Annotated in this window: 20 protein-coding genes; 8 read left to right on the forward strand and 12 right to left on the reverse strand. The window is 74.7% G+C overall.

Annotated features, from left to right (window positions below; translation table 11 throughout):
* The first annotated feature begins 1 nt into the window (after position 1).
* On the forward strand, positions 2 to 1,465 hold the full coding sequence (gene argH, locus FJK98_RS11175) for an argininosuccinate lyase (RefSeq protein WP_145922697.1): 1,464 nt from the start codon (positions 2 to 4) through the stop codon (positions 1,463 to 1,465).
* Between the two features lie 59 nt (positions 1,466 to 1,524).
* Here argH and FJK98_RS11180 read toward each other — a convergent pair whose 3' ends face one another.
* Positions 1,525 to 1,875: an MmcQ/YjbR family DNA-binding protein gene (locus FJK98_RS11180; protein WP_145918961.1), complete on the reverse strand. Its 351-nt coding sequence runs from the start codon at positions 1,873 to 1,875 to the stop codon at positions 1,525 to 1,527.
* 396 nt (positions 1,876 to 2,271) lie between these two features.
* Positions 2,272 to 2,679, reverse strand: coding sequence for a DNA-binding protein (locus FJK98_RS11185; RefSeq protein ID WP_194822229.1), 408 nt, complete (start codon positions 2,677 to 2,679; stop codon positions 2,272 to 2,274).
* Between the two features lie 96 nt (positions 2,680 to 2,775).
* On the opposite strand from FJK98_RS11185, the gene FJK98_RS11190 reads away from it, so the two are divergent.
* Complete coding sequence (locus FJK98_RS11190) at positions 2,776 to 3,381, forward strand: DNA-3-methyladenine glycosylase (protein WP_145918963.1); 606 nt, start codon at positions 2,776 to 2,778, stop codon at positions 3,379 to 3,381.
* Between the two features lie 24 nt (positions 3,382 to 3,405).
* Here the strand turns inward: FJK98_RS11190 and FJK98_RS11195 are convergent, their stop codons facing one another.
* Complete coding sequence (locus FJK98_RS11195) at positions 3,406 to 3,618, reverse strand: type II toxin-antitoxin system HicB family antitoxin (protein ID WP_088645173.1); 213 nt, start codon at positions 3,616 to 3,618, stop codon at positions 3,406 to 3,408.
* 180 nt (positions 3,619 to 3,798) lie between these two features.
* Here FJK98_RS11195 and FJK98_RS11200 point away from each other — a divergent pair, with 180 nt between their 5' ends.
* The 3 genes from FJK98_RS11200 (at position 3,799) to FJK98_RS11210 (ending at position 6,073) form a co-directional block, all read left to right on the forward strand.
* A complete protein-coding gene (locus tag FJK98_RS11200) occupies positions 3,799 to 4,170 on the forward strand; it encodes a hypothetical protein (protein WP_145918964.1) in 372 nt (123 codons plus the stop codon).
* Between the two features lie 137 nt (positions 4,171 to 4,307).
* Positions 4,308 to 5,453, forward strand: a complete 1,146-nt coding sequence (locus FJK98_RS11205) for an LLM class flavin-dependent oxidoreductase (RefSeq protein WP_145918965.1) — start codon at positions 4,308 to 4,310, stop codon at positions 5,451 to 5,453.
* Positions 5,450 to 6,073: an FMN reductase gene (locus FJK98_RS11210; RefSeq protein WP_145918966.1), complete on the forward strand. Its 624-nt coding sequence runs from the start codon at positions 5,450 to 5,452 to the stop codon at positions 6,071 to 6,073. The genes FJK98_RS11205 and FJK98_RS11210 overlap by 4 nt, the downstream gene beginning before the upstream one ends.
* A 3-nt stretch (positions 6,074 to 6,076) precedes the next feature.
* On the opposite strand, the gene FJK98_RS11215 is transcribed toward FJK98_RS11210, so the two are convergent.
* From FJK98_RS11215 to FJK98_RS11225, 3 genes are all read right to left on the reverse strand, one after another.
* Positions 6,077 to 6,949, reverse strand: coding sequence for a universal stress protein (locus tag FJK98_RS11215; RefSeq protein ID WP_145918967.1), 873 nt, complete (start codon positions 6,947 to 6,949; stop codon positions 6,077 to 6,079).
* A gap of 128 nt (positions 6,950 to 7,077) precedes the next feature.
* Positions 7,078 to 7,962, reverse strand: a complete 885-nt coding sequence (locus FJK98_RS11220; RefSeq protein ID WP_145918968.1) for a universal stress protein — start codon at positions 7,960 to 7,962, stop codon at positions 7,078 to 7,080.
* A 49-nt stretch (positions 7,963 to 8,011) separates the two neighbouring features.
* On the reverse strand, positions 8,012 to 10,747 hold the full coding sequence (locus FJK98_RS11225) for a cation-translocating P-type ATPase (protein WP_370517076.1): 2,736 nt from the start codon (positions 10,745 to 10,747) through the stop codon (positions 8,012 to 8,014).
* Between the two features lie 224 nt (positions 10,748 to 10,971).
* On the opposite strand from FJK98_RS11225, the gene FJK98_RS11230 reads away from it, so the two are divergent.
* Positions 10,972 to 11,442 (forward strand): cyclic nucleotide-binding domain-containing protein, encoded by a 471-nt coding sequence (locus FJK98_RS11230; RefSeq protein WP_145918970.1) that lies wholly within the window; start codon positions 10,972 to 10,974, stop codon positions 11,440 to 11,442.
* On the opposite strand, the gene FJK98_RS11235 is transcribed toward FJK98_RS11230, so the two are convergent.
* Positions 11,357 to 11,728 carry a hypothetical protein gene (locus FJK98_RS11235; protein WP_228543637.1) on the reverse strand — a complete coding sequence of 124 codons (372 nt, stop codon included), beginning with the start codon at positions 11,726 to 11,728 and terminating at the stop codon, positions 11,357 to 11,359. The genes FJK98_RS11230 and FJK98_RS11235 overlap by 86 nt on opposite strands.
* A complete protein-coding gene (locus tag FJK98_RS33135; RefSeq protein ID WP_168222414.1) occupies positions 11,725 to 11,901 on the reverse strand; it encodes a hypothetical protein in 177 nt (58 codons plus the stop codon). The genes FJK98_RS11235 and FJK98_RS33135 overlap by 4 nt, the downstream gene beginning before the upstream one ends.
* 219 nt (positions 11,902 to 12,120) lie before the next feature.
* Here FJK98_RS33135 and FJK98_RS11240 point away from each other — a divergent pair, with 219 nt between their 5' ends.
* Complete coding sequence (locus FJK98_RS11240) at positions 12,121 to 12,345, forward strand: AlpA family transcriptional regulator (RefSeq protein ID WP_145918971.1); 225 nt, start codon at positions 12,121 to 12,123, stop codon at positions 12,343 to 12,345.
* A gap of 20 nt (positions 12,346 to 12,365) precedes the next feature.
* Here the strand turns inward: FJK98_RS11240 and pflA are convergent, their stop codons facing one another.
* The 4 genes from pflA to ppdK all read right to left on the reverse strand — a co-directional run bounded on the left by pflA (position 12,366) and on the right by ppdK (position 18,659).
* Positions 12,366 to 13,151: a pyruvate formate-lyase-activating protein gene (pflA, locus tag FJK98_RS11245; protein ID WP_240762749.1), complete on the reverse strand. Its 786-nt coding sequence runs from the start codon at positions 13,149 to 13,151 to the stop codon at positions 12,366 to 12,368.
* On the reverse strand, positions 13,148 to 15,391 hold the full coding sequence (gene pflB, locus FJK98_RS11250; protein ID WP_145918972.1) for a formate C-acetyltransferase: 2,244 nt from the start codon (positions 15,389 to 15,391) through the stop codon (positions 13,148 to 13,150). Before pflB ends, pflA begins: the two co-directional genes overlap by 4 nt.
* Positions 15,392 to 15,533: 142 nt before the next feature.
* The gene (locus tag FJK98_RS11255) at positions 15,534 to 15,986 is read right to left on the reverse strand and encodes a hypothetical protein (RefSeq protein WP_145918973.1); all 453 of its coding nucleotides are present in this window, start codon (positions 15,984 to 15,986) and stop codon (positions 15,534 to 15,536) included.
* A 12-nt stretch (positions 15,987 to 15,998) separates the two neighbouring features.
* Positions 15,999 to 18,659, reverse strand: a complete 2,661-nt coding sequence (gene ppdK / locus FJK98_RS11260; RefSeq protein WP_145918974.1) for a pyruvate, phosphate dikinase — start codon at positions 18,657 to 18,659, stop codon at positions 15,999 to 16,001.
* A gap of 142 nt (positions 18,660 to 18,801) precedes the next feature.
* On the opposite strand from ppdK, the gene FJK98_RS11265 reads away from it, so the two are divergent.
* A complete protein-coding gene (locus FJK98_RS11265; protein ID WP_145918975.1) occupies positions 18,802 to 19,305 on the forward strand; it encodes a GNAT family N-acetyltransferase in 504 nt (167 codons plus the stop codon).
* Positions 19,306 to 19,312 lie beyond the last annotated feature (7 nt).

The raw sequence follows: 19,312 nt of genomic DNA on the forward strand, positions 1-19,312 counted from the left end.
AATGAGCGGCGTGGACGACAAGAGCCTGACCGAGAACAGCGCCGCGACGAACCGGACGAGTCTGTGGGGTGGCCGGTTCGCCGGTGGTCCCGCCGAGGCCCTGGCGCGGCTGTCGGTGAGCGTCCAGTTCGACTGGCGTCTCGCCCCGTACGACATCGCGGGTTCCCGGGCGCACGCCCGGGTGCTGGCCGGCGCGGGGCTGCTCGACCCCGACGAGCTGGGGAGGATCCTGGCCGCGTTGGACGACCTGGAGGCGGCCTGCGCGTCCGGGCAGTTCCGTCCGACGATCGACGACGAGGACGTGCACACCGCGCTGGAGCGGGGCCTGCTGGAGCGGCTGGGCAGCCTCGGCGGCAAGCTGCGCGCCGGCCGCTCCCGCAACGACCAGGTCGCCACCGACCTGCGGCTCTACCTGCGGGACCACGCCCGGGGGGTGGCCGCCCGGCTGGTCGAGCTGGCCGAGGCCCTGGTGGAGCAGGCGGAACGGCACGTCGACACGGCGGCGCCGGGGATGACCCACCTCCAGCACGCCCAGCCGGTCACCTTCGGGCACTGGCTGCTGGCCCACGTCCAGCCGCTGCTGCGGGACCTGGAGCGGCTGCGCGACTGGGACCATCGTACGGCGGTCAGCCCGCTCGGCGCGGGGGCGCTGGCCGGGTCGGGCCTGCCGCTGGACCCGGTGGCGGTCTCGAAGGAGCTGGGTTTCCGGACGTCGTTCGCCAACTCGATGGACGCGGTCGCCGACCGGGACTTCGTCGCCGAGTTCCTCTTCGTCACCGCGCTGGTCGGGGTGCACCTGTCCCGTCTCGGCGAGGAGGTGGTGCTCTGGACGTCGCACGAGTTCGGCTGGGTGGAGCTGGACGACGCGTTCGCCACCGGTTCGTCGATCATGCCGCAGAAGAAGAACGCGGACATCGCCGAGCTGGCCCGGGGCAAGTCCGGCCGGCTGGTCGGCGGGCTGATGAGCGTGTTGACGATGCTCAAGGGCCTGCCGATGACCTACGACCGGGACATGCAGGAGGACAAGGAGCCCGCGTTCGACGCGGTCGACACCCTGGAGCTGCTGCTGCCGGCGCTGGCCGGGATGATCTCCACGATGACGGTACGGGTGGACCGCCTCGTCGCCGCCGCGCCGGTGGGCTTCTCGCTCGCCACCGAGGTCGCCGACTGGCTGGTCCGGCGCAACGTGCCGTTCCGCGACGCGCACGAGATCACCGGCAAGCTGGTGGCGCTCTGCGTCGCCCGGGACTGCGCGCTCGACGACGTGTCCGACGCTGACCTGGCGGCGGTCAGCGAGCACCTCGACCCGTCGGTGCGCGACGTGCTGTCGGTCCGGTCGGCGCTGGCCGCCCGGATCACCCCCGGCTCCACCGGTCCCGGCCCGGTCGCCGACCAGCTCGCCGCCGCGTCCGACCAGCTCACCGGCTGGCGGGAGTGGGCCGCCGAGCGGGTCGTCCCCCGCTGAGCTGACCCGCGCCGGTCGTCCGTCGTCCCGTGGTCCGGGGCGCGGGCGGCCGGGCGCGGTCAGGCGGGGCGTTCGCGGCGGGGCAGCTTCGCCACCACCGCCTCGTACGAGCCGTCGACCGCCTCGACCAGTTCGTCGTCGGGGATGGTGCCGCCCAGGTCGAGCGCGTTCCAGCCGGAGCGGCCGACGTACGGCATCGGCCGGGCGTCGGCGGGGAACCGGTGCAGCCACTCGTCGGCGACCTCGCGGCTCGGGCCGCACTTCACCCCGACCCGGTCGGTGCCGTCGGGTGCGCCGAGGAACGCGAAGATCCGGCTGCCCACCTTCACCACCTCGTCGCCCTCCCAGGGCCGGTCCAGCCAGGCCCCCGGCTTGCCGAGGCAGTACGCCAACATGTCCTCGCGGGTCATGGTGTCCTCCCGGTGCGGTGGTGGTCGGCCCAGTCTCCCCGAACCGGCCCCCTCCGGCTGGTCGGCCGACCTGGCAGTTGTCGCCGCATCGCCGGTGGCGGAGGAAAGGCGATCACGGTAGGTGATCAGGGCTCCGTGGCCACGGTGAGTGACCTCTGTTCCTCGGGCACCCTCATGCCTTCGCTTCCTTTGCTCTGCTGCCCTTTCCGCACCATCCGCTTGAGCTGCGAATTTCGCTGGCGCTGAGGCGACAGCTAGAAGCAGCAGCCGTTACTCCGGGTGTCTGTCGCGTCGAGGTCAGCAGAGCAAAGCGTCGCAGGGGGAGAGGTGGCGGCGATCAGCGAGCTACTTTGAGTAGTGGGGTGGGGGTGGCGGCCGTCGTCGTCGTGTCGGCGGTCAGGCGGTCCGGGTGGCCAGGCGTTCGTAGCGCTGCCGGGCGGCCTGCGCGCTGCCCAGGCCGAGGCCGTGGCCGATCGCCTGCCAGGTCAGCCCCCGGGCCCGTGCCGTGGTCAGCAGGCCCGCCTCCAGCACGTCGAGTTCGGCCCGCAGGTGCGGCAGCAGGGTCAGCGCGGCCATCAGGTCGGCGTCGTCGACGGGTTCCTCGCCGGTGTCCGGCACGACCCCGCCGGCGGCGAGCGCGGTGACCACGCAGACCGCTTCCCACGGGTCGGCGAGGTGCGGGTTGGTGTGCCGGCGGCGTCGGGCGTCGGTGTCGGCGTGCCGCTCGCTGAGCCGGTGCAGTGCGGCGTAGGTCCGTTCGGCCCGGGCGCGGCTCGCGTCGGGTGCGGTGAAGGCGTCACTCATCACCCCATCGCAACCCATAAACGGAACGTTGTCAACGAAACGTTCAACGACTCCCGTCGGTTTGCCGATCTTCGTCGGGTGGCGTTACCTGGACCGGTGGACTACCCGTGGCTGCACGCCCCCGCCGCCGAGGTCGCCGCGACGGCGCGCACCCTGCTCGGCTGGGAACTCGCCGCCGGCGGCGTCCGGATCAGGCTGACCGAGGTGGAGGCGTACGCGGGCACCGGCGAGGACCCGGCGTCGCACGCCCATCGCGGGCCGACGCCCCGGACCAGGGTGATGTTCGGCCCGGCCGGGCACGCCTACACGTACTTCGTGTTCGGCATGCACTGGTGTCTCAACATCGTCTGCGGCCGCGACGGGGAGGCGGCGGCCGTCCTGCTGCGCGCCGGTGAGGTGGTCGACGGGGCGCCGGCCGCCCGCGCCCGACGGGGTGACGTCGCCGACCGCGACCTGGCCCGGGGGCCGGCCCGGCTGGCAGTCGCGCTCGGCGTCACCGCCTCGGCGAACGGCACCTGCGTGCTCGACGGGAGCGGCCCCCTGCTGCTGAGCCCGCCGACCCGCCCGGTCGCCGGCACGGAGGTCTCCGCCGGCCCCCGGGTCGGGGTGGCCGCCGCCCACGACGTGCCCTGGCGGTTCTGGATCACCGGCGACCCGACGGTCAGCCCCTACCGCCGGCACGTACCCCGACGCCGCACCTGACCGGCAGATCGGCCAGCGCCGGACTCACGCGGCTTTGCCGACCTGGAAGGAGGTGACCAGAGGGGTCGCCTCGATGGTGGGCTGCGCGACCTCCTCAAGGTACGCCTCGACGGCCTCCCGTAGGTTGACCAGTGCCTCGTCGACCGACTCGCCCTGGCTCGCCACGTCCAGTTCCAGGCAGCGGGCGACATACCAGTCGTCTTCCTGATGGACGGCGGCCGTGAACGTTCTCACCATCTCCACCCTCCCAGAACGCCGGACCGTGCTCACCCTACGAGCCCGGCGGACATCTCCGTGCGTCGCCGACCCGCTGACGGCGTGCCGCAGTTCTTCCGTCGTCGCAACAAGGCGGGGGCGCCCGGTCCTGGCGAAATTGGTTAGCATTCGCGCGCAATCATGACCCTGGAGGTGGCCCGGATGGACTCACACGAGGCCGGAGTACTGGTCGGTCGGCTGGCCTGCGTGGTCATTCCGCTGCTGGTGATGCTGGTGCTGGCTGCGGTGGTCGTGGTGGCGGTGCAGGTGGCCCGCCGCCGGCCGACCCCACCCGGGCCGCCCCCGGTCCCGGCCCGGCCCCCGTCCGGCCCGGCCGGGTATGGAACGAGCGGCCCGGCCGGGTACGGCCCGCCCGCCGCGCCGTCGCACCCCACGCCACCCGCCGACCCGTCGCCGACCGGCGGCCCGTCCGATGCCGCGCCGCCGGCCACCGGTTCCGCCGGCGACGCTCCGGCGGGCCCCGCCGGTCCGCCGCCCGGCGCATCGGACCAGGTCGGCCCGGGTACGCCGTAGCAGGGGTAGTGGCCGGCGGGGTGACCGGGGCCACCCCGCGAATGGTCGCCGCCGGAATAGTTGACTCAGCAACTATGTTGTGCGCGACGTCCGGGTACCACGAACGGTCCCGGCATCTCAGACGCGAGGAGCTGGTCATGCAGTTCGGAGTCTTCACCGTCGGCGATGTCACGGTCGACCCGACCACCGGACGGGAGCCGACCGAGCACGAGCGGATCAAGGCGATGGTGGCGATCGCGCTCAAGGCCGAGGAGGTCGGTCTCGACGTCTTCGCCACCGGCGAGCACCACAACCGCCCGTTCGTCCCCTCCTCGCCGACCACCATGCTCGGGCACATCGCGGCCCGTACCGAGCGGCTGCTGCTGTCCACCTCGACCACGCTGATCACCACCAACGACCCGGTGAAGATCGCCGAGGACTACGCCATGCTCCAGCACCTGGCCGACGGCCGGGTGGACCTGATGATGGGGCGCGGCAACACCGGGCCGGTCTACCCGTGGTTCGGGCAGGACATCCGCAACGGCATCCGGCTCGCCGTCGAGAACTATGAGCTGCTGCACCGGCTGTGGCGCGAGGACGTGGTCGACTGGCAGGGCAAGTTCCGTACCCCGTTGCAGTCGTTCACGTCGACCCCGCGCCCGCTCGACGGCGTGCCGCCGTTCGTCTGGCACGGCTCGATCCGCAGCCCCGAGATCGCCGAGCAGGCCGCGTACTACGGTGACGGCTTCTTCGCCAACCACATCTTCTGGCCCAAGGAGCACACCCAGCGGATGGTCGGCCTCTACCGGCAGCGCTTCGCCCACTACGGCCACGGCTCGCCCGAGCAGGCCATCGTCGGGCTCGGCGGCCAGGTGTTCATGCGGCGCAACTCGCAGGACGCGGTACGCGAGTTCCGGCCGTACTTCGACAACGCGCCGGTCTACGGGCACGGGCCGTCGCTGGAGGAGTTCACCCGGGAAACCCCGCTGACCGTGGGCAGCCCGCAGCAGGTCATCGACCGTACCCTCGGTTTCCGCGAGTACGTCGGCGACTACCAGCGGCAGCTGTTCCTGCTCGACCACGCGGGGCTGCCCCTGAAGACGGTGCTGGAGCAGCTCGACCTGCTCGGCGAGGAGGTCGTACCCGTGCTGCGCAAGGAGTTCGACGCGCTGCGCCCGGCGCACGTGCCGGTCGCGCCCACCCACGCCTCGCTGGTCGCCGCCCGTGACGCCGCCGACCGGGCGGCCACCGGGGCAGCCGACGCGGGTGACCTGGCCGGGGCCGGGGCGGAGGGCCGGCGATGACCCGCCGCACCCTGGCCGTGGTGTCGGCGGGGCTGAGCCAACCGTCGTCCACCCGGCTGCTCGCCGACCAGCTCGCCGCGGCCGCCCGCGACGAGCTGGTCGGGCGCGGCGACGAGGTGGAGCTGCGGGTGGTGGAGCTGCGCGACCACGCCCACGACGTGGTGAACAACCTGCTCACCGGCTTTCCGTCGACCGAGCTGCGGGCCGCCCTCGACGCGGTCACCGGTGCCGACGGCATCGTCGCCGTCACGCCGATCTTCAACGCGTCGTACAACGGGCTGTTCAAGTCCTTCTTCGACGTGGTGGACGCCCAGGCGCTGGTCGACCGGCCGGTGCTGATCGGCGCGACCGGCGGCACCGCCCGGCACTCCCTCGCCCTGGAGCACGCCGTCCGGCCGATGTTCGGCTACCTGCGGGCGGTGGTGCTGCCGACGTCGGTCTTCGCCGCGCCGGAGGACTGGTCCGGCGGCACCGCCGAGGGGGCGCTGCGGTCCCGCATCCAGCGCGCCGGCCGGGAGCTGGCCGACCAGGTCGACCGCCGGCCGGCGGCTGCCGGACCGGCCGACCCGTTCGCCCTCACCACCGACTTCGCGCAGCTCCTCGGCGGTCGGGAGGACTGAGCCTCACCGGTGCGGGTGGGCCACCAGCACCGGGCAGTGGGCGTGCTGCACCACCGCCTGGCTGACCGAACCCAGCAGCAGGCCGGTGAAACCACCCCGCCCCCGGGTGCCGACGGCCAGCACCGACGCCGTCGCACCCGCCTCGATCAGGCCCTGCGCCACCCCGGCCGCCCGGACCGGATGTTCCCGCAGCACCACGTCCGGGTGGCCGGCGCGCACGGCGGCGGACGCCTCGGCGAGCAGCCGCACCGCGGACGCCCGGTAGCTGGCCTCGGCCTGCTCGTCGTCGGCCCCGTCCCGCTCCTGCGGGGTGGGGCCGACGTGCACCAGCACCAGCGGGACTCCCCGCCGGACGGCCTCGGCGGCGGCCTGGTCGGCGGCCACCCCGGCGGCCGGCGAGCCGTCCACGCCCACCAGCACCGGCCCGTCGACCTCGCCGGGCGGCGGCGTCTGCGGGGGCACCACCAGCACCGGGCAGTGGGCGTGCGCGGCGACCTGCGCGCCGACCGAGCCGAGCAGCAGCCCGGTGAACCCGCCCAGGCCCCGGCTGCCCACCACCACCAGGTCGGCCCGGCGGGACTCCTCGACCAGCGTCGCGCCCGCCCCACCGGCGACCTGCCGCGCCTGCACGGTCAGCCCCGACCACCGGTCGGCCAGCTCGGCGGCGGTCCGCTCCAACATCTGCTGCGCCTCCTGCGACGGCGCGGGCACCCCCAGGTCGTACGGGTTCAGCGGGACGCCGTACCCGAGCGGGTGCAGGTAGCCGTGCACCAGGTGCAGGGGCGCGGCGCGCAGCACCGCCGCGTGGGCGGCCTGCTCTGCGGCGGCCAGGCTGGCCGGCGATCCGTCCACCCCCACCACTACCGGTCGGTTCATCAGCCCTCCCAGGGTCGGTCCAGCCCGTGTTGCCGGTTCTGCCCTCGTCGCCGGTCCAGCCCATTGTCGACGTGCCGGCCCGCCCGCGCCGGCAGGTGACCCGACCGGGCGCGCCGCTGCCCCGACGGTCAGGCCCCCCGGCGTCGGACGATCACCAGCGGGCCGTGCCCGTGGTGCAGCACCGCGTGGCTGACCGAACCGAGCAGCACCCCGCCCAGGGCACTGCGGCCGTGCGCGCCGACGACGGTGAGCTGGGCCGACGCCGACTCCTCGACCAGCACCCGGGCCGCCGCGCCGGGCACCAGCCGCCGGGTCACCGGCACGTCCGGATAGCGTTCCGACCAGCCGGCCAGCGCCTCGGCGAGCACCCGTTCCTCCTCGGCGGCGAGCGCCTCCACGTCGTAGACCAGTGGTAGCACGTCACCCGGGCCGACCGGTGCCGGGGTCAGCCAGGCGTGCACGGCCAGCAGGCCGGTGTCGCGCTGCGCCGCCGCGGCGAAGGCGAACCCGAGCGCCTCGGTGGACAGCGCCGACCCGTCCACCCCGACCAGCACCGGGCCGTCCGCCCGAGGCTCACCCCGGACCACCAGCACCGGGCAGTCGGCGCGGGCCGAGACCTGCACCGCCACCGAGCCGATCAGCAGCCCGGCGAAGCCGCCCAGCCCCCGGGTGCCGAGCACCACCAGCGCCGCGTCGCGGGCCTCGCGCAGCAGCACCGGGGTCGGCGCGCCGTCGGAGAGGTACCCGGTGACGGTCAGCTCCGGAGCGATCTTGCCGGCTTCGGCGACCGCCTCGGTGACGATCCGTTCGGCCTCGTTGCGCAGCCCGCCGTCGGGCGGTCCGCCGGGTGCGGGGCCGAGCGGGGTGCCGAAGAGTGGCCAGATGAACGCGTGCACCACCCGCAGCGGGCGGTTGCGGGCGACGGCCTCCCGGGCGGCCACCCCGACCGCGTCCAACGCCGATCGGGAACCGTCCACACCCACCACGACGGGGGCACCGGCTCTGTTGGTCATCACGTCCTCCTTCGTCCCTCTCCAGCCTGGTCGGGCCCGGCCCGCCCGGTCAGGGGCGTCCGGCCCCGCCGGTGGGCCCTTGGTCCCGCACCGGACGTTCCCGGCCCGGCCCGTCGACCGCCGGGTCGGTGACCGCGACCCGGGTGGGATCGGTGACGGCGGCCCTCGGGACGTCGGTCACCGCGTCGGCGTCGGCGTCGGTGACCGCCCCGGCCGGCCGCCGGGGTTCGGGCGGGGCCGGGGTGACGGCGGCGGGGCGGCGGCGGGCCAGCCGCAGCACCAGGCCGGGCAGGGCGCTGACCGCCAGGCAGGCCAGCAGGACGGTGAGGTCGAGGGGTTCGGTGCCGAGCAGCATCCGCAGCGGTGGCAGCAGCACCCCGCCGACCTGGAGCAGCGCCGATGCGGCCACGGCGACGAGCAGCCCCGGGTTGGCCCGCCCCGCCCCGGCCGGCCGGGGCGCCCGGACGGCGAGCGCCACCCCGAGCTGGGCCAGGCCCAGCACCACGAACACCACCGACTGCCAGGGCAGCCCGGCGTGGGCGGCGGCCACCCCGGCGGCCAGCACCACCGCCGCGATCAGCGCCCCGGTCACCAGCACGTCGCGGCCCAGCCCGGCCCCGAGCACCGACTCGCGCGGCGAGCGGGGTGCCCGGCGCAGGGTGCCCGGCTCGGCGGGTTCCGCGCCGAGCGCCACCCCCGGCAGCCCGTGGGTGAGCAGGTTGACCCAGAGGATCTGCGCCGGCAGCAGCGGTACGGGCAGCCCGAACAGCGGGCCCAGCAGCATCACCACGATCTCGGCCACCCCGCCGGAGAGGGCGTAGCGCAGGAACCGGCGGATGTTGTCGTAGATCCGCCGGCCCTCGCCGATCGCGACGGTGACGGTGGCCAGGTCGTCGTCGACCAGCACCAGGTCGGCGGCCTGTCGGGCGACCTCGGTGCCGCCACCCATCGCCACCCCGATGTCGGCGCGACGCAGCGCCGGGGCGTCGTTGACCCCGTCCCCGGTCATCGCCACCACGTGCCCCCGGGCCTGGAGGCCGGCGATGATGTCCAGCTTCTGTTCCGGCTGGGTGCGGGCGAACACCCGGGCGTGGGGCCCGGCCTGCGTGGCGTCGTCGGTGTCGCCCCGCACCACCGGGTCGCCGGGCTGCCACAGGCCGAGCCGGCCACCGATCGCGGCGGCGGTCGCCGGATGGTCGCCGGTGACCAGCAGCAGCCGTACCCCGGCGGTGTCGAGGCCGGCGGCGATCCCGGCGGCCCCGGCCCGCAGCGGGTCGCCGACGGCGACCAGTCCCACCGGGCGCAACCCGACCGGCGCCGCCAGGTCGGGTGCCGTGTCGACAAGCGCGGACGCCACCGCGAGCACCCGCAGCCCCTCGGCGGCCAACTCGCGGGCGGCGGTGGTCAACGCGTCGATCTCTTCGGCGGTGGCGTCCAGCAGGGGCGTGGTCAGCACGTTCTCCGGTGCCCCCTTGCAGACCACCAGGCGCTGGCCGCCGCAGGACCGGTGCACGGTGACCATCCGGCGGGTGGCCTGCGCGAACGGGTGCTCGGCCACCCGGGGCCAGGCGCCCCGGGTGGCCGTCGGCTCCAGCCCGCACCGGCCGGCGAAGGCGACCAGGGCGGCCTCCAGCGGGTCACCGACCGCGCCCCAGTCGGGCTGGTCGTCCTGCGGCGGCGACAGCGTCGCGTCGTTGCAGAGCAGCCCGGCGCGGGCCAGCCGGCGCAGGTCCTCCGGCACGGCCACCGGTACGCCGTCGCGGCCCACCCGCCCGTGCGGGGCGTAGCCGACCCCGTCGACGTCGTACCGGGTGCCGTCGGGGGTGACCGCGGTCCGTACCGCCATCCGGCCCTCGGTGAGGGTGCCGGTCTTGTCGGAGGCGATCACCGTCACCGAGCCGAGGGTCTCCACCGCGTGCAGCCGGCGCGGAATGGCCCGTGCCCCGGCCATCCGGCGTGCGCCCAGCGCCAGTGCCAGGGTCACCACCGCCGGCAGCGATTCCGGTACGGCCGCCACCACCAGGCTCACCGCCGTCACCGCCATCTCCACCACCGGCCGGCCCCCGGCGACGCCGATGGCGAAGACCAGCCCGGACAGGGCCACCACGACCAGCCCGAGGACCCGGCCGAGCACGGACAGCCGGCGCTGCAACGGCGTCGGGGCCGGACGGGTGCCGGCGACCAACGCACTGATCCTGCCCAGCGCGGAGGCCGCGCCGGTGCGGAGCACGGTGCCGGCGGCCCGCCCGGTGGTCACCACCGTGCCGGCCCGCGCCTCCTCGCCGTCCTGGCGTTCCACCGGCACCGACTCGCCGGTCAGCGCCGACTCGTCGACCTGGAACCGGTTCGCCTCGACCAGCCGCAGGTCCGCCGGGACGACGTCACCGGCCTCCACCCGGACCAGGTCGTCGCGGACCAGGTCGGCGGCCGGCAGCACCACGTCCCGGCCGTCGCGTACCACCCGGGCGGTGGGGGCGGAGAGCTGGTCCAGGGCGGCGATGGCCCGGTCGGCGCGGACCTCCTGCACCACCCCGATGACGGTGTTCACCGCCACCACCAGCACGATCACCGCCGTGTCCGGCCAGTCGCCGAGCAGGGTGGTGACCACCGCGGCGGCCAGCAGCAGGGCGACGAGCGGATCGGTGAGCTGGCGCAGCACCCGGCCGACGAGCCACCGCCGGGCCGGCGCGGCGACGGTGTTCGGGCCGTCCGCGCGTAGCCGCGCCGTCGCCTCGGCGGTGGACAGGCCGGTGGTCACCGGCTCCGCGTCGCGGGTGTCGTCCACCAGCACCGACCCTGCACCGGATGTCGCCACCGGTGACCTCCCCGTCTCGTCGCGGCGCGTCCCGGGCACGCCGTCAAGGCCCAGCGTCGCGCCGTGCCGGCCGGGCGGGCAGAGGCGATCCGCCGCAGGTCACGGGACCAAAGGCCCTGCCGCGTCGGGGCCGGCCCGAGCGACAGTGGAAGCCAGGACGACCGACGAGGAGTTTCCGGACGAAGGGTGCCCCGATGACCCCCCTGGAGATGCTCACCGAGCACCCCTTCCTCGCCGGGCTGCCGCCGCAGTGGCTGCCCCGGCTGACCGGGTACGCCCGACCGGTGGTCTGGCACCCCGGCCACCGGCTGTTCCGCGCCGGTCAGCCGGCGGAACGGTTCTGGCTGGTCCGGGGCGGCGAGGTGGCGTTGGACTTCCCGGTTCCCGCGCGTGGGGACGTGGGCATCGAGTCGATCGGGCCGGGTGGGGTGCTGGGCTGGTCGTGGCTGTTCCCGCCGTACCGCTGGCAGTTCGGCGCGGTGGCCGTCCGACGGACCCCCACGGTGGAGTTCACCGCCGCCGGGGTGCGCCGGCTGATGGAGTCCGACGACGCCCTCGGCCGGCAGCTCACCACCCGGTTCATGAGCGTGGTGGTGGACCGGCTCCAGGCGTCCCGGGGCCGGCTGCTCGACCTGTACGGCTACCCGACCTCGGCGGCGAGCTGACCCGCGCCCGGGTCGACACCCCCGGCGGCGTCGGCCCGGACCGCCGCGCCGGCGTCGGGGCGGTGCGGGGGATGGCGACCAGTCCGGCCGGCTGGACGAAGACCGTCCGGCGGGCCACCGCCTCGTCCCGGGCGTCGAGCCGGTAGCCGTCGAGCCAGATCCAGCCGTCGTAGGTGGGCCGGTCGAGCACCCGGATCATCCGGAACCGGACCGGCCTGACGAACTGGACGCTGGCCGCCCGGGTCAGCAGGAGCAGGTCGCCCGCCTTCGGCAGGGGTGCGGTCATGGCCGACCGAACACGCTGCGGTACCGACGCCACGCCCTGATCCGGGTGCGGGCGGCCTCCACCGCCGGGCAGAACCCGGTGCCGGTGCACTTCTCGCACCGCCGGTCGCGGTGCTGGTCCAGGCAGCGCCAGGCCAGTTCGATCAGGTACGGCAGCTCGCGGTGTCCACACATTCCGCCTCCCGGGGGTGTCGGGTCGTCGCGGCACCCCGCCCCGCCGAGCCCTGCTCCACCAGGGCGGAGGTACCGCGTCACCGATTCCACACCCTCAGTAATGCACCTGTCAACTAGGGCAGGCCCCGTAGGGCGTGCCGAAAAGCCTGCTGCCCTATAGGGCGTCCCGTGTAAGGCAGGCCCTGAAGGGTAGGACTCACTGTGCATACCTTCGGGGTCATGGGCGAGGAAGAAGTTCCGGGGCCGCTCGTCGGAGCCGCTGAGATCCAGCAGATGCTGGGCGTGAGCAGGTCCCGATTCCGGCAGCTCATCCTGCTGCCCAAGTTCCCCGCGCCGTTCCAGAAGCTGATCGGCGGCTCGGTGTGGCTGCGGTCCGACGTCGAGGCGTACATCCGGGAGCACCGCCGCCCCAGGCCGTCAGCGGACGACGACGAGCAAGGCTGACGAGGCGTTCCGGCGACGGGTCAGGTGACGGTCAGGCCACGGGCGGCGAACTGGCCCCGGACCCGGGCCACCAGCTCCGGGGTGGGCGGGGCGGTCTGCGCGAGCGGGAAGGTGAGCCCCAACTCGGCGTACTTGTGCGCACCGAGCCGGTGGAACGGCAGCACCTCGACCCGCTGCACGGTGCCCAGCCCGGCGGCGAAGTCGGCGATCCCGGCCACGTTCTCCTCGGCGTCGGTGAGGCCCGGCACCAGCACGAACCGTACCCAGATCGGGGTGCCCCGGTCGGCGAGCCGGCGGCCGAAGCGCAGCGTCGGGGTGACCGACCCGGTGCGGGTGACCCGCCGGTACGTCGCCGGGTCCCACGACTTGACGTCCAGCAGCACCAGGTCGGTGGCGTCGAGCAGGGCGTCGTCGGCGCGGACGCCGAGGAAGCCGGAGGTGTCCAGCGCGGTGTGCAGGCCCAGGTCGTGGCAGCGGCGCAGCACCTCACCGGTGAACCGGGGCTGCATCAGCGGCTCACCACCGCTGAGCGTCACCCCGCCCCCGGCCACCGCGATGAACCGCCGGTACGGCTCGATCTCCGCCATCAGGTCGTCGACCGTGCGGTGCCGGCCGCTGCGCCGGTACCAGGTGTCCGGGCTGTGGCAGTAGCGGCAGCGCAGCGGGCAGCCGGCGAGGAAGGCCACGAACCGGGTCCCCGGCCCGTCCACCCCCACCGACAGGTCCCACGAGTGCACCGCCCCGGTCGGCACGCCGTCGCCCCGCCGGGTGGCGGTGGCGACGGCGTCGTGGGGCCGGACGTTCACAGCGACCCGTGGAAGGTCCGGGACACCACGTCCTCCTGCTGCTCCCGGGTGAGCCGGACGAAGTTCACCGCGTACCCGGAGACCCGGACGGTCAGTTGCGGGTAGCGCTCCGGGTGCGCCATCGCGTCGACCAGGGTGGCCCGGTCCAGCACGTTGACGTTGAGGTGGAACCCACCGGCGTCGGTGTAGCCGTCCAGCACCCCGGCCAGGTTGTCGATCCGTTCGTCGCGGGTGTGGCCCAACCCGTCCGGGGTCACCGTCGAGGTCAGCGAGATGCCGTCCCGGGCGGCGTCGTACGGCAGCTTCGCCACCGACAGCGCGGCGGCCACCAGGCCGTGGGTGTCCCGGCCGTTCATCGGGTTCGCGCCCGGGGCGAACGGCTCACCGGCCCGCCGGCCGTCCGGGGTGTTGCCGGTGTGCTTGCCGTACACCACGTTCGAGGTGATGGTCAGCACCGACATGGTCAGCTCCGCGTCGCGGTAGGTGCGCTGCCGGCGCAGCTTCGCGGCGAACGTCTCGGTCAGCCACACCGCGATGTCGTCGGCCCGCTCGTCGTTGTTGCCGTACGTCGGCGGTTCCCCCTCGACCAGGTAGTCGATCGCCAGGCCGGTGTCGTCGCGCAGCACCTTCACCCGGCCGTAGCGGATCGCGGCGAGGCTGTCCACCGCCACCGACAGCCCGGCGATGCCGGTGGCCATGAACCGGCGCACCGGGTGGTCGTGCAGGGCCATCTCCAGCCGCTCGTAGGCGTACCGGTCGTGCTGGTGGTGGATCACGTTCAACGCGTCCACGTACGTCTCGGCCAGCCAGTCCAGGGTGCGTTCGTACGCGGCCAGCACCTCGGCGTAGTCGAGGGTCTCGCCGCCGACCGGTGGGGTGGCCGGGGCGACCTGCTCGCCGGTGATCTCGTCGCGCCCCCCGTTGATCGCGTACAGCAGGGCCTTGGCGACGTTGGCCCGCGCCCCGAAGAACTGCATGTCCCGGCCCACCCGCATCGCCGACACGCAGCAGGCGATCGCGGTGTCGTCGTCGTACGCCGGCCGGATCAGGTCGTCGTTCTCGTACTGGATGGCGCTGGTGTCCAGCGACACCTGGGCGCAGAACCGCTTGAACCCGACCGGCAGCCGGGGCGACCAGAGCACCGTCAGGTTCGGCTCCGGGGCGGGACCCAGGTTGTAGAGGGTCTGGAGGTAACGGAAGCTGGTCCGGGTGACCAGCGGCCGACCGCCGACGTCCATCCCGCCGAGGGCCTCGGTGACCCAGGTCGGGTCGCCCGAGAAGAGCTGGTCGTACTCGGGGGTGCGCAGGAACCGGACGATCCGCAGCTTGATCACGAAGTCGTCGACCAGCTCCTGGGCGTCCATCTCGGTCAGCCGTCCCTCGGCGAGGTCCCGCCGCAGGTAGACGTCGACGAACCCGGCGGTACGCCCCAGCGACATCGCCGCGCCGTTCTGCTCCTTGGTGGCGGCCAGGTAGGCGAAGTAGAGCCACTGGATCGCCTCCCGGCCGGTGGTGGCCGGCCCGGCGATGTCGTAGCCGTAGCCCGCCGCCATCTGCGCCAGCTCGCCGAGGGCCCGGATCTGCTCGGCCAGCTCCTCCCGGTCCCGGATCACCTCGTCGGTCGACGGCCGGTCGTCCAGCGCCGCCTTCAGCGCCTTCCGTTCGGCGACCAGCCGGTCCACCCCGTACAGCGCCACCCGCCGGTAGTCGCCGATGATCCGCCCCCGCCCGTACGCGTCGGGCAGCCCGGTGATGATGTGCGAGCGGCGCGCGGCGAGCACATCGGACGGGTACGCGTCGAAGACCGCGTCGTTGTGCGTCCTGCGGTACGTGGTGAAGATCCGGTGCACCTGCGGGTCGGCGGCGAAGCCGTACGCCTTCAGCGCGGTCTCCACCATCCGCAGCCCACCGGCCGGCATGATGGCCCGGCGCAGCGGCGCGTCGGTCTGCAACCCGACGATCAGCTCCCGCTCCCGGTCGATGTACCCGGGGGCGTGCGCGGTGATGGTGGACGGGGTGGCGGCGTCGATGTCGTACACGCCCCGGCGGCGCTCGTCGACGAACATCGCCCGCAGCGTGCCCCAGACCTCCAGGGTGCGGCAGGTGGGCCCGGTGAGGAACGACGCGTCCCCGGTGTAGGGCTCGTGGTTGTCCCGGACGAAGGCGGCCACGTCGACGGTGTCGCGCCAGGCGTCGCCGGTGAAGCCGCGCCACGGGTCGAGATGTGCGGTGCCGGTCATGATCGGTCCTTCCGCGCTGGTCGGGTCCGGCGGCCTGGGTCGCCGGGGTGTTGCGCCTGCACCATCAGCCTCGCCGGGCCGGGCCGTCCCGGGCAGAGGCGCAGGACCACCCCCGCCCGGGACCAAAGACCCCCGCAGCCGGTCAGCGCCGCACGACGAGCCGCTGGGCGCGCAGCAGCCGCGCCCACCACGGCCGGGGCGTCGCCGGGCGCAGCGCGGGCACCCGGGCACCGCGCAGGCTGACCCAGCCACCGGGCCCCATGGTGACCGTGCCGATCGCCGGTGGCCGACGCCGCGCCACCACCGCCACGCCTGCGGTGAGCAGGGCGACGGCGGCGGCACCGGCTGCGGCGGCGAGCACCCGGTCCGGGTCGGGCAGCGCCCGGTAGCGGACCCGCCCGTCGGCGAGCACGAACGCCCCGACGGCCCGCCCGTCGCGGGTCACCGGCACCAGCGCGGCGGCCGGTGAACCGGGCAGCGCCAGCACCGGCCCCACCGGCCCGGCCGTCGTCGGCCCGGTCGCCTCCACCGGGGTACGTGGCACCGGCGGCGGGCCCAGCGTGGCGGGTCCGGTCGGGTTGAAGATCGCGGTCATGGTGCTGCCTCCTTATCGACTGTCGGACGTGCCGGTGCCGGCGGCGACGGCGGCCCGGCCCGCCGCGAGCCGGGCGACCGGCACCCGGTACGGCGAGCACGAGACGTAGTCCAGGCCGGCGTCGGCGAAGAACGCCACCGAGTCGGGGTCGCCGCCGTGCTCGCCGCACACCCCGACGGTCAACTCCGGGCGGGTGGCCCGCCCCTGCGCCACGGCCAGCCGCACGAGCTGACCCACCCCGGCGGTGTCGAGGCGCTCGAACGGCGACACCTCGAAGATCCCCCGCTCCAGGTACGCCCCGAAGAACGACCCCTCCACGTCGTCGCGGGAGAACGCCCAGGTGAGCTGGGTCAGGTCGTTGGTGCCGAAGGAGAAGAACCGCGCCTGGGTGGCGATCTCCCCGGCGGTGAGCGCCGCCCGGGGCACCTCGATCATCGTGCCGATCGGCACGGCCGGCGCGTCGGGCACCGTGGCGAGCACCCGCTCGGCCTCCGCCCGGACGACGGCCAGTTCCCGCACGTCACCCACCAGCGGCACCATGATCTCCGGTCGGGGGTCGCCGCCGTCGCGGACCCGCTGCGCCGCCGCCTCGGCCACCGCCCGCACCTGCATGGCGAACAACCCGGGCACCACCAGCCCGAGGCGCACCCCGCGCAGCCCCAGCATCGGGTTGGCCTCGTGCATCCGGCGGACCGCCGCCAGCAGGTGCCCGTCGCGTCCCGGGTCCCGACCCGACGCCTCGGCGTGGGCGACCCGCGCGGTCAGCTCGTGCAACGGCGGCAGGAACTCGTGCAGCGGCGGGTCGATCAGCCGGATCGTCACCGGCAGGCCGTCCATCGCGGCGAGGAGTTCGGTGAAGTCGGCCCGCTGCAACGGCAGCAACGCGTCCAGCGCGGCGGTCACCTCGTCCGGCCCGTCGGCCAGGATGAGGCGTTCCACCAGCTCCCGCCGCCCGCCGAGGAACATGTGCTCGGTGCGGCACAGCCCGATGCCGGCGGCACCGAGCGCGCGGGCCCGGCGGGCGTCGGCGGCGGTGTCCGCGTTGGCCCGCACCCCGAGCCGGCGGACCGCGTCGGCGTGCCCGAGCAGCCGGTGCACCGCCGCCACCAGCGGGTCGGCCTGCGGGGCCAGCTCACCGGCGAGGTACCGGGCGACGGGGGAGGGCTGCACCGGCACCGCACCCGGGTAGACCCGGCCGGTGCTCCCGTCGATCGAGATCACCTCGCCGGCCCGGACCACCCGGTCGCCCACGGTGAACTCGCCCCGCTGCGGGTCGACCACCAGCGCGTCCGCGCCGCAGACACACGTGCGGCCCATGCCCCGGGCCACCACGGCGGCGTGCGAGGTCTTCCCGCCCCGCGCGGTGAGCACCCCGGCGGCGGCGATCATGCCGGGCAGGTCGTCCGGGTTGGTCTCCCGACGCACCAGGATCACCGGCCCGTCGGCGGCGGTCGCGGCGGCCGAGTCGAACACCACCCGACCCACCGCCGCCCCCGGCGACGCCCCCACCCCGGCGGTGAGCGGCGGCGGCGCGCCGGCCAGGTCGAACGCGGGGAACATCAGCTGGTCCAACTGCGCCCCGCTGACCCGGCACAACGCCTCGTCCAGGGTGATCAGCCCCTCGTCGACGAGCTGGGCGGCGATCACGAACGCGGCGGCGGCGGTCCGCTTGCCGACCCGGGTCTGCAACATCCACAGCGTGCCGCGTTCGATGGTGAACTCCACGTCGCACAGGTCCCGGTAGTGCCGCTCCAGCGTGGCCAGGACCCCGGTGAGCTGCTGGAAGCTCGCCGGGTCGAGCCGGGCCAGCTCGGGCAGGGCGACGGTGTTGCGGATGCCGGCCACCACGTCCTCGCCCTGGGCGTCGGGCAGGTAGTCGCCGTACACGCCGGGCAGGCCGGTGGCCGGGTCCCGGGTGAACGCCACCCCGGTGCCGGAGTCCGGGCCGAGGTTGCCGAAGACCATCGCCATCACGTTGACGGCGGTGCCCAGGTCGTCGGGGATGTGCTCCTGCCGCCGGTAGATCCGGGCCCGCGCCGAGTTCCACGACGCGAACACCGAGCACACGGCCTGCCGCAACTGCTCCTGCGGGGACTGCGGGAACTCGTGCCCCACCGCCCGCAGGAAGATCTTCTGGTACGTCGACACCAGGTCGCGCAGCTGCGCCGCGTCCGGCCCGTCCGGGCCGGCGGTGGCCCGCAGGGCGGCCCACTCGTGGTCGAACTCCTCCGCCGGCACCCCGTGCACGGTCCGGCCGAACATCTGGATCAACCGCCGGTACGAGTCCCACGCGAACCGGGCGTCGCCGGTGCGGGCGGCCAGCCCCGCCACGGTGACGTCGGTGAGCCCGATGTCCAGGATCGTCTCCATCATCCCGGGCATCGAGTACCGGCCGCCGGAACGCACCGCCAGCAGCAGCGGGTCGTGCGGGTCACCGAGCCGCCGCCCCACCTGCCGCTCGACCCGCCGCAGGTGGGCGTCCACCTCCGCGAACAGCCCGGCGGGCGGCGAGCCGGTGGCCAGGTACGCCCGGCAGGCGTCGGTGCCGATGGTGAAACCCGGCGGCACCGGCAACCCCAGCCGGGTCATCTCGGCGAGGTTCGCGCCCTTGCCGCCGAGCAGGTCGGCCCTGCTGCGGTCACCCTCGATGAAGTCGTAGACGTACCTGGTCATGGCCCCGGCCTCCACTCCACTCGCCGGTCGGAACTGTCCCCTCGTTGGTAGCAACGCCGGGGCGCCCACCGGCAGGGCCGGACGGTACGCCGACCGGGCCACAGGTCCCGAGGTGTCGGTGCCGGTGCGTATCCTCCGGGCGGTGACCGCCGATGTGTCCCTGCGCCCGGTGCGCGACGACGACCTGCCGCATTTCTTCGCCCACGAGCAGGACCCGGAGGCGGCCTGGATGGCGGCGTTCGGCCCGGCCGACCCGACCGACCGGGCGGTCTTCGACGCGCACTGGGCCCGCATCCGCGCCGACCCGACCGTGGTCAACCGCACCGTCGTCGCCGACGGTGCGGTGGTCGGGCACGTGGCGGCCTTCCCGGTGGACGGGCACACCGAGGTCAGCTACTGGATCGACCCGCGCCGGTGGGGGCGCGGCCACGCCACCGCCGCGCTGACCGCCCTGCTGCGGGAGCTGCCGCACCGGCCGTTGCGCGCCCGCGCCGCGAAGGACAACCGGGCCTCCCTGGCGGTGCTGCGCAAGTGCGGCTTCGTGATCGTCGGCGAGGACTCGGGATTCGCCGACGGCCGGGGCGTCGAGGTCGAGGAGTGGCTGCTGGAGCTGCCCGCCGTCCCCGCTGACCAGGGCGGGCACTAGTCTCGCG

The organism is Micromonospora sp. HM134 (assembly GCF_007833915.1).
GTDB classification, from domain to species: domain Bacteria; phylum Actinomycetota; class Actinomycetes; order Mycobacteriales; family Micromonosporaceae; genus Micromonospora; species Micromonospora wenchangensis.

What these genes read in the sequence shown, in the direction of transcription:
- argH (WP_145922697.1), top strand. Translation starts at nt 2, where the DNA reads ATGAGCGGCGTGGACGACAAGAGCCTGACCGAGAACAGCGCCGCGACG.
- FJK98_RS11180 (WP_145918961.1), bottom strand. Translation starts at nt 1,875, where the DNA reads ATGACCCGCGAGGACATGTTGGCGTACTGCCTCGGCAAGCCGGGGGCC.
- FJK98_RS11185 (WP_194822229.1), bottom strand. Translation starts at nt 2,679, where the DNA reads ATGAGTGACGCCTTCACCGCACCCGACGCGAGCCGCGCCCGGGCCGAA.
- FJK98_RS11195 (WP_088645173.1), bottom strand. Translation starts at nt 3,618, where the DNA reads ATGGTGAGAACGTTCACGGCCGCCGTCCATCAGGAAGACGACTGGTAT.
- FJK98_RS11200 (WP_145918964.1), top strand. Translation starts at nt 3,799, where the DNA reads ATGGACTCACACGAGGCCGGAGTACTGGTCGGTCGGCTGGCCTGCGTG.
- FJK98_RS11205 (WP_145918965.1), top strand. Translation starts at nt 4,308, where the DNA reads ATGCAGTTCGGAGTCTTCACCGTCGGCGATGTCACGGTCGACCCGACC.
- FJK98_RS11210 (WP_145918966.1), top strand. Translation starts at nt 5,450, where the DNA reads ATGACCCGCCGCACCCTGGCCGTGGTGTCGGCGGGGCTGAGCCAACCG.
- FJK98_RS11215 (WP_145918967.1), bottom strand. Translation starts at nt 6,949, where the DNA reads ATGAACCGACCGGTAGTGGTGGGGGTGGACGGATCGCCGGCCAGCCTG.
- FJK98_RS11220 (WP_145918968.1), bottom strand. Translation starts at nt 7,962, where the DNA reads ATGACCAACAGAGCCGGTGCCCCCGTCGTGGTGGGTGTGGACGGTTCC.
- FJK98_RS11230 (WP_145918970.1), top strand. Translation starts at nt 10,972, where the DNA reads ATGACCCCCCTGGAGATGCTCACCGAGCACCCCTTCCTCGCCGGGCTG.
- FJK98_RS11235 (WP_228543637.1), bottom strand. Translation starts at nt 11,728, where the DNA reads ATGACCGCACCCCTGCCGAAGGCGGGCGACCTGCTCCTGCTGACCCGG.
- FJK98_RS33135 (WP_168222414.1), bottom strand. Translation starts at nt 11,901, where the DNA reads ATGTGTGGACACCGCGAGCTGCCGTACCTGATCGAACTGGCCTGGCGC.
- FJK98_RS11240 (WP_145918971.1), top strand. Translation starts at nt 12,121, where the DNA reads ATGGGCGAGGAAGAAGTTCCGGGGCCGCTCGTCGGAGCCGCTGAGATC.
- pflB (WP_145918972.1), bottom strand. Translation starts at nt 15,391, where the DNA reads ATGACCGGCACCGCACATCTCGACCCGTGGCGCGGCTTCACCGGCGAC.
- FJK98_RS11255 (WP_145918973.1), bottom strand. Translation starts at nt 15,986, where the DNA reads ATGACCGCGATCTTCAACCCGACCGGACCCGCCACGCTGGGCCCGCCG.
- ppdK (WP_145918974.1), bottom strand. Translation starts at nt 18,659, where the DNA reads ATGACCAGGTACGTCTACGACTTCATCGAGGGTGACCGCAGCAGGGCC.